This is a genomic window from Nonomuraea aurantiaca, from assembly GCF_020215705.1.
GTDB lineage: Bacteria > Actinomycetota > Actinomycetes > Streptosporangiales > Streptosporangiaceae > Nonomuraea > Nonomuraea aurantiaca.
The window spans coordinates 67814-81894 of the sequence record NZ_JAIWNB010000029.1 but is presented as its reverse complement, the minus strand read 5'-3'; the positions used below and the strand labels follow the sequence as shown (position 1 = coordinate 81894).

The following is a 14081-nucleotide window of genomic DNA, read 5'->3' as shown; positions in this document are numbered from 1 at the left end:
AGAGTTATGGGGCAACGCGGAAGTGGCTCAGTGGTAGAGCATCACCTTGCCAAGGTGAGGGTCGCGGGTTCGAATCCCGTCTTCCGCTCGGATGGGCGACTCGGTGGAGTGGCCGAGAGGCGAGGCAGCGGCCTGCAAAGCCGTCCACACGGGTTCAAATCCCGTCTCCACCTCCAAGGACGATTAGCTCAGCGGGAGAGCACTTCCCTGACACGGAAGGGGTCACTGGTTCAATCCCAGTATCGTCCACCACAGATCAGGTCTGGCCTGTTATAGCCCCAGCTCACGGCGGATGCCGAGAGTCTGGGGCTTTCTGTTGCCCCGGGGTGGGTGGCCCTCACTCGATTGCGGTCCGCACCTCAAGGGAGTCGCGGCCCAGGCGACCAGCTCGGTGGCGAACCGAAAGGCGTTGACGCGACGCGGTCGTCCCGGGCGGGGTATGGGGGTATGTGTAACATACCGTTCGTGCTCGCGTCCCTGGCCCACGCGCTCACCGATCCCAGCGACCCGCCTATTCGCCCTCTCCCTCTTCGGGTCGCCGCTCTTCTGGAATCTCTGGACGCTCCGCCGCGCCTCGCGGCCCGTTTGCGAGCGGTTCACGACGTGGCCCGCGCGATCCTCGATTGGCTCGACGCACAGCACCCCGCGGTGCGAATCGACCGCGAAGCCGTCCTGTTCGGTGCCGCATCACACGACATCGGCAAGATCCGGCACCTCGAAGAGCTGTCTGGACCGGGCTCTGTCCACGAGCCCGATGGCTACGAGCTTCTGCGTGCCCACGGTGTCGAAGCACGACTCGCTCGCTTCGCCCGTACCCACGCCTCATGGACCGCCTCCGATGCCAACCTCGAGGACCATCTCGTCAGCCTCGCCGACAAGATCTGGAAGGCGAAACGAGTGGTCGACCTCGAGCAACTCATCGTCGACCGGCTCGCCGCCGCGAGCGGGCGGCCGGCCTGGCAAATGGTGGTGGCGTTCTCACGCGCCAGCAGCCGGGTCGCCACCACGCCCACCGCAGCGGTACGGATGTCGGTCAGGTGGTGCTCGTCCAGCAGCAGGGCACGCAGGTCACCGTCACCGCGAGGTCGGTGAAGCCGATGGCCCGCCGGATGACTTCAGGCCCGTAGACCTTCACGGCGCCTCGGGGAGCGCGCGCAGGGTGCCGGTGGCGACCATCGACACTCCTCCCCCGACGGTGACCCGTTCCACGGCGTCGGGCCTACCGTAGGCGGTGATGGCGATCCTGCTGGGCCGTCCGGTGAAGCGGCCCTGCGCCAGCGACAGTTCCTGCCCATCGCGGGCCCGGCCGTGCCGCATCAGGTAGGCGGCCACGCAGCCGGCCGCGCTTCCGGTGGCGACGTCTTCGAGCACACCGTCGTTGTTCCAGTGCCGGCCCTCGATGGCGCCCGCGTCGAGGACGTAGACGTACTGTGCGCCGAGCCCGCCGAGGAAGCCCTCGAAGTCCGGGTGCGTGATGCGGGCTCGGGCGAGCACGTCAGCGTCGCGCACCGGTACGACGAGATAGCGCAGGCCCGTGGAGATGATCTCCGGCGGCAAGGCGTCGTCGAGGTCGGCGGCGGTGAGGCCCAGCGCCGCGGCGACCGGCTCGCGAGGGACGGTCGGCGGCAGGATTTCGGGTCGTCCCTGGTCCAGCAAGGCCGAGACCTGGCCGGCGGTGTCGCCGCGCGTGGTGACGTCGACCTTCCTGGCGCCAAGCGCGAAACTCCAGTGCCGCTCCTCGCCGTACGCGACCCCTGCGCGTTCGTGGAGTACGGCCGCCGCGCCCAGCACCGGATGCCCGGCGAAGTCGAGCTCCCCCATCAGGTCCAAGACCCGCGCGTGGACGACATCCGGCGCATCGGTGGTCCGAACGAAGATCGTCTCGAAGTGCCGAAGCTCCTGCGTCAGCCTCGCCATCTGGTTCTCGCCGAGCGGCGGGGGGTCGACGAAGACGGCGAGGCTGTTGCCGGTGAAGGGGCGATCGGAGAAAACGTCCACGTGGTGGTAGCCGGTAGCCATGCGACCAGCCTAGAAGCGGCTCCTTCTATTGAGAATAGCGATATTAGTGTGGCAGGCATAATGAAGGCTTATGGAGAAGGATTTCCACATGGCCGATCTGCGGTCGTTCGCGGCGACCGTACGCGCCGGGAGCATCACGCGAGCCGCGGCGGCGCTGCGGGTGAGTCAGCCCGCCGTGAGCCAGCGGATCCAGCGCCTGGAGCAGACCGCCGGCGAGCGCATCCTCATCAGGGATCCGCAGGGTGCCCGGCTCACGCCCGCGGGTGAGACGCTCCTGGCCTACGCCGAACGCATGCTGGCCCTGCACGACGAGGCCCGCGTCTCGATCGCCGGGCCTCGCGCCACACCGTCGGGCAGGCGCACGATCGGGCTGCTCGAGGATCTGGCGATCACCACCTTTCCCGCGGCCCTGGCCGACTTCGCCGTACTCCATCCGCGAGTCGACCTCGAGGTGATCGTCGGCTCGGCGGCGCCCCTGCGCAAGCTCGCCGACCGAGGCCGCCTTGACCTGGCGTTCGGGGATCCGTCGGTCATGCCCGAAGCGTCCGTGCGCTGGCAGCATCAGGTCCCGCTGACCTGGGCCTGCGCGCCGGTCTTCGACCCACTCGCCGACCCGCTGCCGCTGGTGCTGTTCTCGCTTCCCTGCCAATGGCGCCAGCCCGTCCTGGACGCGCTCAGCCGGCACGGGCGTCAATGGCGGATCGCCTTCCAGAGCACCAGTGTGCATGCCGTACAGGCGGCCATCGCAGCCGGAATCGGCGTCGGCGCGCTACTCGTGGGCAATGTCCCGGCGGGTGCCGTGCGCCCATCAGAGCAGCAGGGGTTGCCGCTGCTGCCGATGGTCGACGTCGCGATCTCCCGGCGTGCCGGCACCGACACCGATCAGGCCCTCAACAGCCTGGAACGCCTCCTGCGGCGGGCGGCCGCCACAGATACGCCAGTGAGCCCTACATGATGTGCGGCCTGCCGTGACAGGAGGTGATGCGCCGTAGGCGGGCCGTCCTTCCGCTGCCACACTAGGGGCATGGCACGTGGGACGGTGAAGTTCTGGAAGGCCGAGAAAGGCTGGGGGGCGATCTCCTCCGACGATCTCCCCGCCGGGCGTGGTGACGCGTTCGCGCACTTCAGCGAGGTCGTCGGCGACGGGTTCCGTGAGCTCCAACAGGGCGATGTCGTGGAGTTCGACATCGAGGAAGGGAAGCAGGACAGCTTCCAGTTCCGCGCCCTCAACGTCCGCAGGGTGTGACGTCTGCCGGTGCTCGCCAGGATGGGCGCCCAGGGGTGCGTCTTCGCGGCCACGGCCGCCGTCTGCCTTGCGCTGGTCACCGTACGGACGCCGAGACGGCTCCCCCGAACAAGGTGAGCACGTCGCGGACGAAGCGGGTCCGGGACAGGCCCAGGCAGCGCAGGGCCAGGCCGTGATCGACGGCGACCACGGTCACCGTGCCGAGCATCAGGCACCACCAGCCGCCCGCCAATACGGCGCGGCGCGCGATGGGCAGGTGGCGGAGCGATCGGCTGAGGCGATCGCAGTGAAACGGAACATGGCGCTCCTCGTCGGCCAGGATGCGGGCGGCGACGTCGGCGGCGAGTGGATCGCCCACGCCGTCGCGCAGGGCCCGGTAGTAGCGCAGCGCGATCACCTCGGCGATCATCAGGACCATCAGCTCCAGGCGTAGGCCCAGCATCCGGCGCAGTCGTACGAAGGCGGTGTCGCTCCAGTGCCCGGCCAGAGTCGGTGCGCCCGCCGCGGCCAGCAGGCGGGCGAGCATGCGGGCGTGGTTCCGCTCCTCCGCGACGAAGAGGCGGACTGCCGCGCCGTATGCGTCGTCCCCGGCTCCGTCCGCTTCGCCGATCAGGCCAGCGGCCTTCTCAGCTTTGTCCGCCTTGCCGATCAGACCGGCGCCGTCGCCGCTCTCGCCGACCTGGAAGCGCTGGATGCTCGCCATCACCGCCCGGTGAAGGCACGCGCCCCGCCCCCAGTCGGGGTCGCCGTCGGTGCGTCGTTGCTCGGCCGCCGCTTCGAATTCCGCCACCCAGCCGGTGACGTCGGCACCCTTTTCATGGCATTCACCGTACGAACGGATTGTGGATAAAACCTGCGGGTGATCGTCGAGATTTCGTGCAGATTGTCCGGCAGCGACCGCAGAGCCGTGGACTGGAATGTCAAGATTCCCGTCACCTGGGTAGAGGGGGCCGCATGAGCGGCGACGGATCACATCAGGCGACTCTCGCGGCGCTGGCCGCCAACGTGGGAGTCGCGGCCACCAAGTTCGTGGCCTTCTTCTTCACCGGCTCCTCGGCGATGCTGGCCGAGGGCATCCATTCCATCGCCGACACGGGTAACCAGGGGCTGCTCATGCTCGGCCGACGGCGGGCCAAGCGGGAGCCGAGCGCCGACCACCCCTTCGGCTACGGGCGCGAGCGCTACTTCTACGGCTTCCTGGTGTCGCTCGTGCTGTTCTTCGGGGGCGGGCTGTTCGCCCTGTACGAGGGGTACGAGAAGATCGCCCATCCGCATCCGCTGGAGAGCTGGCCGTGGGCGGTCGGGGTTCTGGTGGCGGCGATCGTCATGGAGTCGCTCTCCTTGCGCACCGCCGTACGTAACTCCAACCGGGTACGCGGTGGCCGGTCGTGGGCCGGATTCATCCGCGACGCGAAGGCGCCCGAACTACCGGTGGTGCTGCTGGAGGACACGGCGGCGCTGGCCGGGCTGGTGTTCGCGCTCGTCGGCGTCGGGTTGACGGTGCTCACCGGCAACTCCGCCTTCGACGGCCTCGGCTCGATCGCCATCGGGTTACTGCTGGTGGCGGTGGCGGTGACCCTGGCCAGGGAGACCAAGAGCATGATCATCGGTGAGGCGGCCACGCCCGCCGTCCAGGACGCCATCGAGAAGGTCCTGGACGGCGACCCGTCCATCCAGGCGTTCGCCCAGGTACGGACCCTGCACCTGGGGCCGGAGGACCTGCTGATCGCCGCCCGGGTGACGATGCACTCGTCGGGCGACGTGGACGGGGCCGCGCAGGCGCTGGCGGAGACGGAGCGGCGGATCAGGGAGCAGGTCTCGATCGCGTCGGCGGTGTATCTGCAGCCGACCCCGCCGGAGCGCGTGTCGTAGCTCGGCGCGTGTCGTAAAAGCAGGCAGCCCAGCGCGTCTCCTGAAAGCAGGTCGGCGCGTCCTGAAACCAGGTCAGCGTGCTGCCAGCAGGCTCTCGGCGCAGTCGACGACGGTCGTGGCGGCGGGTCGTGGGCGCCACCCAGCAGGCGCTGAACCTTTTCCGAGGTGTGGAGGTATTTCCGTCCCAGATTCGGCAGCACCGCCCGTACTCCGGGATCGTGGCCAGATCGCGCCCTACCTGCGGGCCCACATCAGCCGCTTCGGCGCGTAGCCCACTCCGAGGGGTCGCACAGCCGCTCCCGGCGCGGTGGACCGGGTCAGTTCTCCGCGGAGACGGACTCCCTCGGATCCCGCTCCTGGCTCACCCGGTCCCTGGCCGGCTCCTTGACGGACTTCTCCTTGATGAACAGCGCCAGTACCGCGGGCACGAGCGCGAGCAGGCCCGCGATCAGGAACACGTTGGTCACCGCTTCGATGAACGTGGTGACCGCGGCGACCTGCTGGGCGGGTGGCAGCGTCGCGAGGACGGCGGTGTTCAGCTCGCCGCCGTTGTTGGCCGCGCCCGCCGTCCCGGTCAGGTGTGAGGCCAGGAACCGGGTCATGATCAGGCCGAACATCGCGAAGCCGACCGACGTCCCGAGCTGCTGGCAAAAGCGCTGTGTCGTCGTCGCGATCCCGATGTCCTGGATGTCGACGGCGTTTTGCAGGTACTGCAGCGCGAGGCCGAGCGACTGCCCCATACCGAGGCCGAGCACGAACATGCCCACTGCGACCCACGCCAGGTTCGTGTGCGCGTCCATCCGGCTGAACAGGATCAGCACGGCGGCCTGGAGCACCCCGGCCGAGGTCAGCAGGTACTTGAACTTGCCGAGCACGGCGACGATCGAGCGTGCCACCAGCACTGACACCATCATGCCCGCGGCCATCGGCAGGTTCATGAAGCTCGCGTGCGTCAGACCGAGCCCGCGGCCGACCTGGAGGTAGCCGCCGATGTAGAGCACCTCGCCCGCCAGGCCCATGCCCGCGGTGATGCCGATCGGCATCATGATCCGAAACACCGGGTTGCGCAGTAGCCGCAGAGAGATCAGCGGCTCCTCGGTCGTCATGATCCGCCAGAGGAAGCCGGCGAAGAGCACGGCCCCGGTGACGAGGGTGACGATCATCGTCGTGGATGTCCAGGCGTACCGCGTCCCGCCCCACTCGGCGGCGAGCAGCAGCGCGGCGGCGGCGCCCGCGATCAGGGCTGCGCCGAGGAAGTCGACCTTACGCCGTTCGGAGAACTTCGGCAGCTTCAGCACGAAGAGCGCGATGGCCAGCGCGATGAGCACGAGTGGCAGGTTGAGGTAGAACACCCAGCGCCAGTTGAGGTTGTCGGCCACCGCGGCGCCGAGCAGCGGGCCGAGCGCGATGCCGACGCCGACCATGACCCCGCCCATCGCGACCCGCATGGAGCCGTCGCGTGGGGCGGCTTCCTGGGTGCCGGAACGGAAGATGGTGCCGAGGATGACCATGGTCACCGACATCAGCCCGCCGCCGCCGACGCCTTGGACGGCGCGGAATGCGATCAGCTCGGTCATGTTCTGGGCGATGCCGCACAGCGACGAGCCGACGAGAAAGATCACGAGCGCGGCGATGTAGATCCGCCGGGCGCCGTAGACGTCGGCGAGCTTGCCATACAGCGGCACGACGATGCAGTCCGCCAGCGCGTACGACGTGACCATCCAGGGCAGCAGCGAGACCCCGTGCACCGGGTCGAGGCTCTGGGCCATCTTCCAGGACACCGAACTGACGATGTTGATGTCGAGCAGGGCCAGCAGCAGGGTCGTGAAGCAGCCGAGGGCGGCCACCACCGCCGTGCCCTTGCTCATGAGCTGGCCGGCGACCACGGCCCGAACCGGTCCGTCCTGGCCGTGTTGGTCGTCCATCGATCTCCTCCAGCACCACCTGTAACGGTCTGTTTCTAGACTAGGAACAAAGCCCACCTGCTCCCCCGACTGCTTCGCCTCCCGGACGGCGGCACCCGTACGCATGGCCCGCTGTTCCTGTCCGGCCGCCGTCCCGTCCCGTCCTGGCCGCCGGCCGTCGGCGACATCTGCCCGCACACCGCCCGCGCCCGCCTCGGGTACGACCGTGCTCGCGTCCTGCTGGAGAAGTACGCCGGACTGGGCCTGCACCAGCTGCGTCACAGCGCTGCCACTCACCTCGGCGAGGCCGGGGTCCCGCTGCAGCTCATCATGGGCAAGACCCGGCACAAGAACCCCGCACCGCCATGCGTTACATCAAACCCGGCGCCGAAGCCATCGCCAAGGCCACCGAGGTCCTGGCGCCCCGCCGCCGTACCCACTGATCAGCGATTTCTCAGGTAGGGCAGGACACCGCCCCTTTCTCTCGCACTTGGTCTGGCCCCCAGAACGGTCTCTGTCCTTGCTCTCCCCTCCCGCCATCCATTTCATTAGCCGATCGGCCAATGAAATGGCAACAAAGAGCGGCACGGCCGTCAACCGGTGGGCTACCATCGCCGCATGTCGCCGACCCGGGCCGAGCAGGCCGAGAAGACCAGGAAGGCGGTCCTCGACACCGCTCGGCGGCTGTTCGTCGAGCACGGGTTCGACGCGACGTCGTTGCAGCTGATCGCGGACACGATGGGTGTGACGAAGGCCAACGTCTACTACTACTTCCGCACCAAGATCGAGATTCTGGAAGCGCTCCTCGACGTCAGCATCGCCGCGTTCGACGCGATGCTGGACACGGCCGAGACGATCCGCGGCAAGCGGGCCCGGATGGAGTACCTGGTCGACGGGTTCGTCGACCAGGTCATCGCCAACCGCGCGATCGCGCCGCTGAGCCACACCGATCCGGGCCTGCGCCGGCACGACCGGATCAGGCGCACACTCGACGCTCAGGCCGAACGCGGCCTCCACCTGCTGTTCGGCGACCAGCCGACAGCGGAGGAGCAGGCGGCGTACTTCATGGCCAACGACCTGGGTCCGGCGATCCGCCGCCTCTCCCACCGGGGCGACGACGAGTTGCGCGAGACCCTCAAGCGGCTCTGCCTGCGCCTGCTGCGCGTCTGAGGTCCAAGCTGCTCAGTGAATAAATGCGTTGCCCGAGGATGATCTGTCCGGCATGCTTCACGACATGAAGAACCTCAGCAGCGACGCGATGCGCCACGGTCATATGGTCCGCCATGGCCGTATGCCCTGGGGTCTTCGTCACTGACGTCACAGTCAGCGAGCCGCCGCCCAGGACCACACGGTCTGGGCGGTTTTTGTTTCCCCAATGATTTCCCGATGGCGGGTGAGGGTGCTGGTGTGCCCGGCGGTTTCATAAACCGCTTCAGGCGGGTTCGATTCCCGCACCCGCTACCGGGCCTTCGTGGCGCAGTGGAGAGCGCGCCTGCTTGCGGAGCAGGAGGACGCCGGTTCGAATCCGGCCGAAGGCACTGCGGCCGATCCCGAAGCGAACGAGGGACCAAGTTGTGATCTTGGTGAAAGCGGGTTCAAGTCCCGTCGGCCGCCCCACGTCGGTGTCATCGCGAGCGTCAGTGTCATCGAGAGGGTGTGGCGACCTGCACAGGCCCTCCGCTCTCCGTACGGAAGGCGAAGAGGGTCGCCGCGCAGGCGCCCGCCACGACCAGGATGACGACGAGTACGGACACCAGCACCAGCGCGAGCGTGCCCGGCGACCTCCGGGACCGGACCGCGGAGGGGCGGAGCGTGGTCGCGGCATGAGGAGAGGCATGCGGAGAGGCATGTGGAGAGGTGTGCGGGGAGGCGTACGGGGAGGCGCCGGTCGAAGCGGCGGGGGCCGGTTCGCCCAGGCGGGCCTCCTCCGCGATGGCGGCGGGGTCGCCGAGCCGGTCGAGGATCGTGCGGATCCCGGCCTCGGTCGGTGGGTCCAGCTCGGCGCTGGCCACCGTGATGTGCTCGCGCAGGTCGGCGAGGAGGTCCTCCCGGCGCGCGGCGGGCAGGCCGCCGATCGCGTACGCGACCTCGGCCAGATAGTCCTCGACGAGCCGGTCCAAGGGATCCGTTGAGCGGTTCATGAATTCTCCGTTCCGACGATGTGGTCCACGGCGTCGCGGAAGGCGGCCCATTCGGAGCGGAAGTGCGCCAGTGCCGCCTTGCCGTTACTGGTCAGCCCGTAGTAGCGCCGGGGTGGACCGGTGGGTGACTCCTGCCATGTGGTGGCCACCCAGCCGGTTCTGCGTAGCCGGGACAGCAGGGGATAGAGCGTTCCTTCGCTGGTCGTCAGGGCCGTCTCGGCGCCGAGCCGGCTGACCAGCTCCACGCCGTAGCGTTCCTCGTCTTCGAGCAGGGCCAGCACGCAGAACTCCAGGGTTCCGCGGCGAAGCGCCGTGGCGAGACCAGTCTGGCTTTCCATGCTGTGCATGCTACCTTGCGAAGCAAGGATCCATGCGCGGAATACCTCTACGGTGAGGTTCTGTGCCCACACCCTCTGGCCCCTTCACCGGGCGTACGATCGACGGCCTCGCACGGGACCTGCGCGAAGGCCGGACCACCTCGACGGCGCTCGTCCAGCTGGCGCTCGACGCCATCGCCGAGCTCGACCCGCTGCTCAACGCGTTCGTCACCGTGGACGCCGCCGGGGCGCGGGCCGCGGCCCGGCGCGCGGACGACGAGTTGGCCGGCGGCGCCGACCGGGGTCCGCTGCACGGCGTGCCGGTCGGCGTGAAGGACCTCATCATGGTCGCCGGGCTGCCCGCGAGCATGGGCTCGCGGCACTTCGCCGGCGTGGCGGTCGCCGACGCCGCCTGTGTGGCGCGCCTGCGCCAGGCCGGGGCCGTCGTCATCGGCAAGACGAACACCCACGAGTTCGCGTACGGCCCCACCGGCGATCGCTCCGCCGCCGGCCCGTCGCGCAATCCGTGGGAGCCCGCGCGCATGTCGGGCGGCTCCAGCGGCGGCAGCGCGGTCGCCGTGGCGGCGGGCATGGTGCCGCTGGCCCTCGGCACCGATACCGGTGGCTCGGTCCGCATTCCGGCGGCGTTATGCGGGGTCGCCGGATTCAAGCCCGCGTACGGGGCGATCCCGGTCGATGGCGTCTTCCCCCTGGCGCAGACCTTCGACACCGTCGGCCTCCTGGCGGGCCACGAGCGGGACTGCCTGATCGCCTACCGGTCCCTCGTCCCCGCCGGAGCCCTAAAAGACGACGGCCGTCCGGGGCGGGTCGCCTGGCTCGATCCCACCGGCGTGTTCGCCTGCGACCCGCAGGTGGCCCGTACGGTACGCCGGGCCGTGGAGGCGGGCACCGGCCCGCTGGAGGAGCTCGCGTTCCCCGCGCACGAAGCGGACGAGCTGCGCGAGACCTTCACCGCCATTCAGAGCAGCGAGACGGCGGCGGTGCACGCCGACCGGCTGGCCGAGGCGCCCGAGCTGTTCGACCCCGAGGTGCTCGAACGCGTGCGCGGCGCCGCCGAGATGCCGGGCTGGCGGTACGTGCGGGCGATGCGGGCCCGCCCGCGACTCGCCGAGAGCGTCGGCGCGCTGTTCGGGCGGCATGACGTGCTCGCGCTGCCGACCGTACCGCTCACCGCGCCGTTTCTCGGGCAGCGCGCGACCGAGCTGGACGGCGGGCCCGTCGCCGTGCGAGCCGCCCTGCTCGCCCTGACGAGCATGTGGAACGTGGTCGGATTTCCCGCACTGAGTGTCCCGGCCGGAACGGTGCGCGGCCTGCCGGTCGGGCTGCAGCTCGTCTGCCGTCCGGGGTGGGAGCACCTGCTGTTCGAGACGGCCGCGCTCGGCCGGGCGAGGCATGGAACGCCGCCCGCCGGGTAGCCGACTGCGAATGCGGATCCAGGACTGGTTCCTCACGGACCAGGAGAGAGGCAATCCGGCGACCGAGCTCGACGCCTGGTCCTCGGGCAACGACGTACGCCCGTTGATCCACGGCGCGACCTACTTCGCCGAGCTGAAGACCTGCGTCGAGGCGCTGCGCAAGGACGACCTGCTGCTGTTCGCCGACTGGCGCGGCGATCCCGACGAGCGGCTCACCGAGAACGGGCCCTCCGTGGGCGACGCGATGGCCGCCGCCGCGCACCGAGGCGCGCTGGTCAGAGGGCTCATCTGGCGTTCGCACCTGGACCGGTTACGCTTCAGCTCGGCCGAGAACCGGCACCTGGGCGAGGCGATCGAGGCCGCGGGCGGGCAGGCCGTCCTCGACACGCGGACCAAGCCGGGCGGCTCGCACCACCAGAAGTTCGTCATCCTCCGTCATGACGGCGACCCGGTCGCCGACGTGGCCTTCCTCGGCGGCATCGACCTGTGTCACAGCCGCCGTGACGACGCCGACCACCTCGGCGATCCGCAGGCGTGCCCGATGCCGGGCGAGTACGGCCGGCGGCCGCCGTGGCACGACGTCCAGGTCGCCATCCACGGCCCCGCCGTGGCGGAGGTGGAGAAGGTGTTCTGCGAGCGGTGGGAGGACCCCGCGCCGGAGACCAGGGATCCGATCAGGCGGCTGCGCGACCACTTCGCCCGGATGGACGACGTTCCTCCGCTGCCCGAGCCGGGGCCGCCGCCGCCCCCGGCGGGCACGCACACCGTGCAGATCCTGCGCACCTATCCCGCCCGGCGCAGCAGCTACCCGTTCGCGCCGGACGGCGAGCGGAGCGTGGCGCACGCCTACCAGAAGGTGCTCCGCCGGGCCCGTTCGCTGGTCTACCTGGAAGATCAGTATCTGTGGTCCACGGACGTGATCGAGCCGTTCGCCGAGGCGCTGGAACGCGAGCCCGGCCTGCGGATGGTCATCGTGGTCCCCCGCCACCCCGACCAGGACGGCTGGCTGGCCGGGCCGGCGAGCCTGATCGGCCGGGTCCACGCGCTGAAGCGGCTGCTGCGGGCCGGCGGCGACCGGGTCGCCCTGTACGACCTGGAGAACCATGAGGGCACCCCCGTCTACGTGCACGCCAAGGTCTGCGTGGTCGACGACGTGTGGGCCTCGGTCGGGTCCGACAACGTCAACCTGCGTTCCTGGAGCTACGACTCGGAGCTGAGCTGTGCCGTACTCGATGAGCAGGAGGATCCGCGCGAGCCGTACGGCGCCCGGCGGTTCGCCCGCGAGCTGCGCCTGTCGCTGATGGGCGAGCACCTGGACCGGGCCGAGGACGGCGCGGATCGCGACGAGCTGTGCGATCCCGTGGCCGCGTTCGACGCCTTCGCCGACGCGGCGGCGCGGCTCGAAGCCTGGCACGCCGGCGGCCGGAAGGGTCCGCGGCCGCCGGGGCGGCTGCGGCCGCATTCCTACCCCGAGCTGCCCCGGGTGCGCGGGCTGCTCGCCACGCCGCTCTACCGCCTGGCGGTCGATCCCGACGGGCGGCCTCCCGCGCTCCGGAGATCCAGGACTTTCTAGCGCTCGCTGCTGTCTTGAGGCCACCCTCCGTGATCACTCGGCGGTGATCTGCCCTATCCTGTACGGCTCTGTGGAGCTGAGGAAGGGAACCCGAGTGAACGTGAGCCTGCGCCCGGTCCGTGAGGCGGACCTGGATATGTTCGAGGAGAATCTGGGCAGCCCGAAAGGGACCGGCGAGCTGCAGTGGTTCGGCCACCGCACCCTGCACGTGATGCGCGAGCAGTTCGCGGCGACCGGTCTGCTGAGCACCGAGGGCGGCTATTTCACCATTGACGCCCGTGGTGAGGTGGCCGGATGGATGCGCTGGTCCCAGCGGCTCTGGGGTCCGTCCCACACCTCCTGGTGCTGGACGCTGTCCATCGTGATCTTCCCGCGCCACCGGGGCAAGGGCGTCGGCAGCCGGGCGCACCGCGAGCTGGTGACGTACCTGTTCGACCACACCCGGGCCGAACGGATCGAGGCCATCACCGATGTCACCAACCTCGCCGAGCAGGGGGCGCTGGCCAACGCCGGGTTCGAACGTGAAGGCGTGATCCGCCGGGCCCAGTGGCGCGGCGGGAGCTGGCACGACCAGCTCTTGTATTCGGTGCTGCGGCCGGAGAAGTAGTCATCCGAGCTCCCCGCCCGCGCAGGCCACGAGGTGGTCCCGATCGTCCGCCGGGCCTGTCTCGTGGTAGTGGCAATCAACCGCTCTGAGCTGAGGGGACGCCAGTCCGCCTGGCGCCGTCCCCGCTCTCAGCGGACGCCGCGCGGCCTGAACTGGATGCTGATGCGCGGCCCGGTGGGCCGGGAGGTCTTGGGGATCGCGTGCTCCCACGTGCGCTGGCAACTGCCGCCCATCACGATGAGGTCGCCGTGCCCCAGGTCGTGACGGATCGACGCGCCGCCGCCCCGGGGGCGCAGCAGCAGCGGGCGCGGGGCGCCGACCGAGATGATCGCGACCATGGTGTCCTCGCTGCCACCCCTGCCCAGGGTGTCGCCGTGCCAGGCCACGCTGTCGCGGCCGTCGCGGTAGAAACAGAGCCCGGCCGTGCGGAACGGCTCCCCGAGCTCCTCGGCGTAGCGCTCGTTGAGCACGCGCAGGGCGTCGTCGAGCGCCGGGTCGGGCAGCGGCTCGTCCTCGTCGTAGAAGGCGAGCAGCCGCGGCACGTCGACTACTTTGTCGTACATGCGGCGCCGTTCGGCCCGCCACGGCACCACCTCGGCCAGCCGGGAGAACAGCGCGTCGGCCTGCGCCAGCCAGCCGGGCCCGACGTCGATCCACGCCCCGCGCTCCAGACGCGTCCGGCGGATCGCCGAGCCGACGAGCTCGTCGGCCTCCAGCAGAGAAGCTTGGAAAACAGCCTTCATGACATCGAGTGTAGGTGATCGTTCAAACATTCATTCGATTAGGTCCGCAGACCGGCTGCGCCCGGCCGTCACGGCCGGGCGCACGGCTCGTCGTCCCACCCGCCCGGTCTGTACGGCACGCAGCCCGTACAGACCGGGGCGGCCACGCAGGCCGCCGATCCCCACGGGTCCAGTATCGGGCATCCCCGCCCATCACGCCTGTTACCGCGCTGCCCTTTTGTGG

14 protein-coding genes, 6 tRNA genes and 1 pseudogene are annotated in these 14081 nt (G+C 69.8%); 14 read left to right on the top strand and 7 right to left on the bottom strand.

Annotated elements, in window-relative coordinates; genetic code table 11:
* Positions 1–16: 16 nt before the first annotated feature.
* The 4 genes and pseudogenes from LDL49_RS45000 to LDL49_RS59460 all read left to right on the top strand — a co-directional run.
* Positions 17–88, top strand: a tRNA-Gly gene (locus LDL49_RS45000).
* 14 nt (positions 89–102) lie between these two features.
* Positions 103–176: transfer RNA gene (locus tag LDL49_RS44995), tRNA-Cys, on the top strand.
* Between the two features lies 1 nt (position 177).
* Positions 178–252 (top strand) — tRNA-Val (locus LDL49_RS44990).
* Positions 253–447: 195 nt separating this feature from the next.
* Positions 448–870, top strand: a pseudogene (locus tag LDL49_RS59460) (HD domain-containing protein); the annotation flags it as partial.
* On the opposite strand, the gene LDL49_RS59455 reads toward LDL49_RS59460, so the two are convergent.
* A complete protein-coding gene (locus LDL49_RS59455; RefSeq protein ID WP_372470654.1) occupies positions 759–1004 on the bottom strand; it encodes a hypothetical protein in 246 nt (81 codons plus the stop codon). The pseudogene LDL49_RS59460 and the gene LDL49_RS59455 overlap by 112 nt on opposite strands.
* A 127-nt stretch (positions 1005–1131) precedes the next feature.
* Positions 1132–2019, bottom strand: a complete 888-nt coding sequence (locus LDL49_RS44975) for a PhzF family phenazine biosynthesis protein (RefSeq protein ID WP_225301062.1) — start codon at positions 2017–2019, stop codon at positions 1132–1134.
* Between the two features lie 88 nt (positions 2020–2107).
* Here LDL49_RS44975 and LDL49_RS44970 point away from each other — a divergent pair, with 88 nt between their 5' ends.
* The gene (locus tag LDL49_RS44970; RefSeq protein ID WP_225301061.1) at positions 2108–2974 is read left to right on the top strand and encodes a LysR family transcriptional regulator; all 867 of its coding nucleotides are present in this window, start codon (positions 2108–2110) and stop codon (positions 2972–2974) included.
* Between the two features lie 69 nt (positions 2975–3043).
* A complete protein-coding gene (locus tag LDL49_RS44965) occupies positions 3044–3265 on the top strand; it encodes a cold-shock protein (RefSeq protein ID WP_225301060.1) in 222 nt (73 codons plus the stop codon).
* Between the two features lie 76 nt (positions 3266–3341).
* Here LDL49_RS44965 and LDL49_RS44960 read toward each other — a convergent pair whose 3' ends face one another.
* Positions 3342–4055, bottom strand: a complete 714-nt coding sequence (locus LDL49_RS44960) for a ferritin-like domain-containing protein (RefSeq protein WP_225301059.1) — start codon at positions 4053–4055, stop codon at positions 3342–3344.
* A 164-nt stretch (positions 4056–4219) separates the two neighbouring features.
* Here LDL49_RS44960 and LDL49_RS44955 point away from each other — a divergent pair, with 164 nt between their 5' ends.
* Positions 4220–5137, top strand: a complete 918-nt coding sequence (locus tag LDL49_RS44955; protein WP_225301058.1) for a cation diffusion facilitator family transporter — start codon at positions 4220–4222, stop codon at positions 5135–5137.
* A gap of 317 nt (positions 5138–5454) precedes the next feature.
* On the opposite strand, the gene LDL49_RS44950 is transcribed toward LDL49_RS44955, so the two are convergent.
* Positions 5455–7323, bottom strand: a complete 1869-nt coding sequence (locus tag LDL49_RS44950) for an MFS transporter (protein WP_225301057.1) — start codon at positions 7321–7323, stop codon at positions 5455–5457.
* A 336-nt stretch (positions 7324–7659) separates the two neighbouring features.
* Between LDL49_RS44950 and LDL49_RS44945 the strand changes: the two genes are divergently transcribed.
* The 4 genes from LDL49_RS44945 to LDL49_RS44930 all read left to right on the top strand — a co-directional run bounded on the left by LDL49_RS44945 (position 7660) and on the right by LDL49_RS44930 (position 8658).
* Positions 7660–8211: a TetR/AcrR family transcriptional regulator gene (locus LDL49_RS44945; RefSeq protein ID WP_225301056.1), complete on the top strand. Its 552-nt coding sequence runs from the start codon at positions 7660–7662 to the stop codon at positions 8209–8211.
* A 218-nt stretch (positions 8212–8429) separates the two neighbouring features.
* Positions 8430–8502, top strand: a tRNA-Met gene (locus LDL49_RS44940).
* Between the two features lie 4 nt (positions 8503–8506).
* Positions 8507–8579, top strand: a tRNA-Arg gene (locus LDL49_RS44935).
* A gap of 2 nt (positions 8580–8581) precedes the next feature.
* Positions 8582–8658, top strand: a tRNA-His gene (locus LDL49_RS44930).
* Between the two features lie 26 nt (positions 8659–8684).
* Here the strand turns inward: LDL49_RS44930 and LDL49_RS44925 are convergent.
* On the bottom strand, positions 8685–9182 hold the full coding sequence (locus tag LDL49_RS44925) for an HAAS signaling domain-containing protein (RefSeq protein ID WP_225301055.1): 498 nt from the start codon (positions 9180–9182) through the stop codon (positions 8685–8687).
* Positions 9179–9520 carry a PadR family transcriptional regulator gene (locus LDL49_RS44920; RefSeq protein ID WP_225301054.1) on the bottom strand — a complete coding sequence of 114 codons (342 nt, stop codon included), beginning with the start codon at positions 9518–9520 and terminating at the stop codon, positions 9179–9181. Before LDL49_RS44920 ends, LDL49_RS44925 begins: the two co-directional genes overlap by 4 nt.
* 62 nt (positions 9521–9582) lie before the next feature.
* Between LDL49_RS44920 and LDL49_RS44915 the strand changes: the two genes are divergently transcribed.
* The 3 genes from LDL49_RS44915 (at position 9583) to LDL49_RS44905 (ending at position 13115) form a co-directional block, all read left to right on the top strand.
* Entirely contained in the window at positions 9583–10935 is a 1353-nt protein-coding gene (locus LDL49_RS44915) for an amidase (RefSeq protein ID WP_225301053.1), read from the top strand.
* 10 nt (positions 10936–10945) lie between these two features.
* Positions 10946–12508, top strand: coding sequence for a phospholipase D family protein (locus LDL49_RS44910; RefSeq protein WP_225301052.1), 1563 nt, complete (start codon positions 10946–10948; stop codon positions 12506–12508).
* Positions 12509–12602: 94 nt separating this feature from the next.
* Positions 12603–13115, top strand: coding sequence for a GNAT family N-acetyltransferase (locus tag LDL49_RS44905; protein ID WP_225301051.1), 513 nt, complete (start codon positions 12603–12605; stop codon positions 13113–13115).
* Positions 13116–13243: 128 nt separating this feature from the next.
* Here LDL49_RS44905 and LDL49_RS44900 read toward each other — a convergent pair whose 3' ends face one another.
* Complete coding sequence (locus tag LDL49_RS44900; RefSeq protein WP_225301050.1) at positions 13244–13858, bottom strand: alpha-ketoglutarate-dependent dioxygenase AlkB; 615 nt, start codon at positions 13856–13858, stop codon at positions 13244–13246.
* Positions 13859–14081 lie beyond the last annotated feature (223 nt).

What these genes read in the sequence shown, in the direction of transcription:
- LDL49_RS44975 (WP_225301062.1), bottom strand. Translation starts at nt 2,019, where the DNA reads ATGGCTACCGGCTACCACCACGTGGACGTTTTCTCCGATCGCCCCTTC.
- LDL49_RS44970 (WP_225301061.1), top strand. Translation starts at nt 2,108, where the DNA reads ATGGCCGATCTGCGGTCGTTCGCGGCGACCGTACGCGCCGGGAGCATC.
- LDL49_RS44965 (WP_225301060.1), top strand. Translation starts at nt 3,044, where the DNA reads ATGGCACGTGGGACGGTGAAGTTCTGGAAGGCCGAGAAAGGCTGGGGG.
- LDL49_RS44955 (WP_225301058.1), top strand. Translation starts at nt 4,220, where the DNA reads ATGAGCGGCGACGGATCACATCAGGCGACTCTCGCGGCGCTGGCCGCC.
- LDL49_RS44945 (WP_225301056.1), top strand. Translation starts at nt 7,660, where the DNA reads ATGTCGCCGACCCGGGCCGAGCAGGCCGAGAAGACCAGGAAGGCGGTC.
- LDL49_RS44925 (WP_225301055.1), bottom strand. Translation starts at nt 9,182, where the DNA reads ATGAACCGCTCAACGGATCCCTTGGACCGGCTCGTCGAGGACTATCTG.
- LDL49_RS44920 (WP_225301054.1), bottom strand. Translation starts at nt 9,520, where the DNA reads ATGGAAAGCCAGACTGGTCTCGCCACGGCGCTTCGCCGCGGAACCCTG.
- LDL49_RS44910 (WP_225301052.1), top strand. Translation starts at nt 10,946, where the DNA reads ATGCGGATCCAGGACTGGTTCCTCACGGACCAGGAGAGAGGCAATCCG.
- LDL49_RS44900 (WP_225301050.1), bottom strand. Translation starts at nt 13,858, where the DNA reads ATGAAGGCTGTTTTCCAAGCTTCTCTGCTGGAGGCCGACGAGCTCGTC.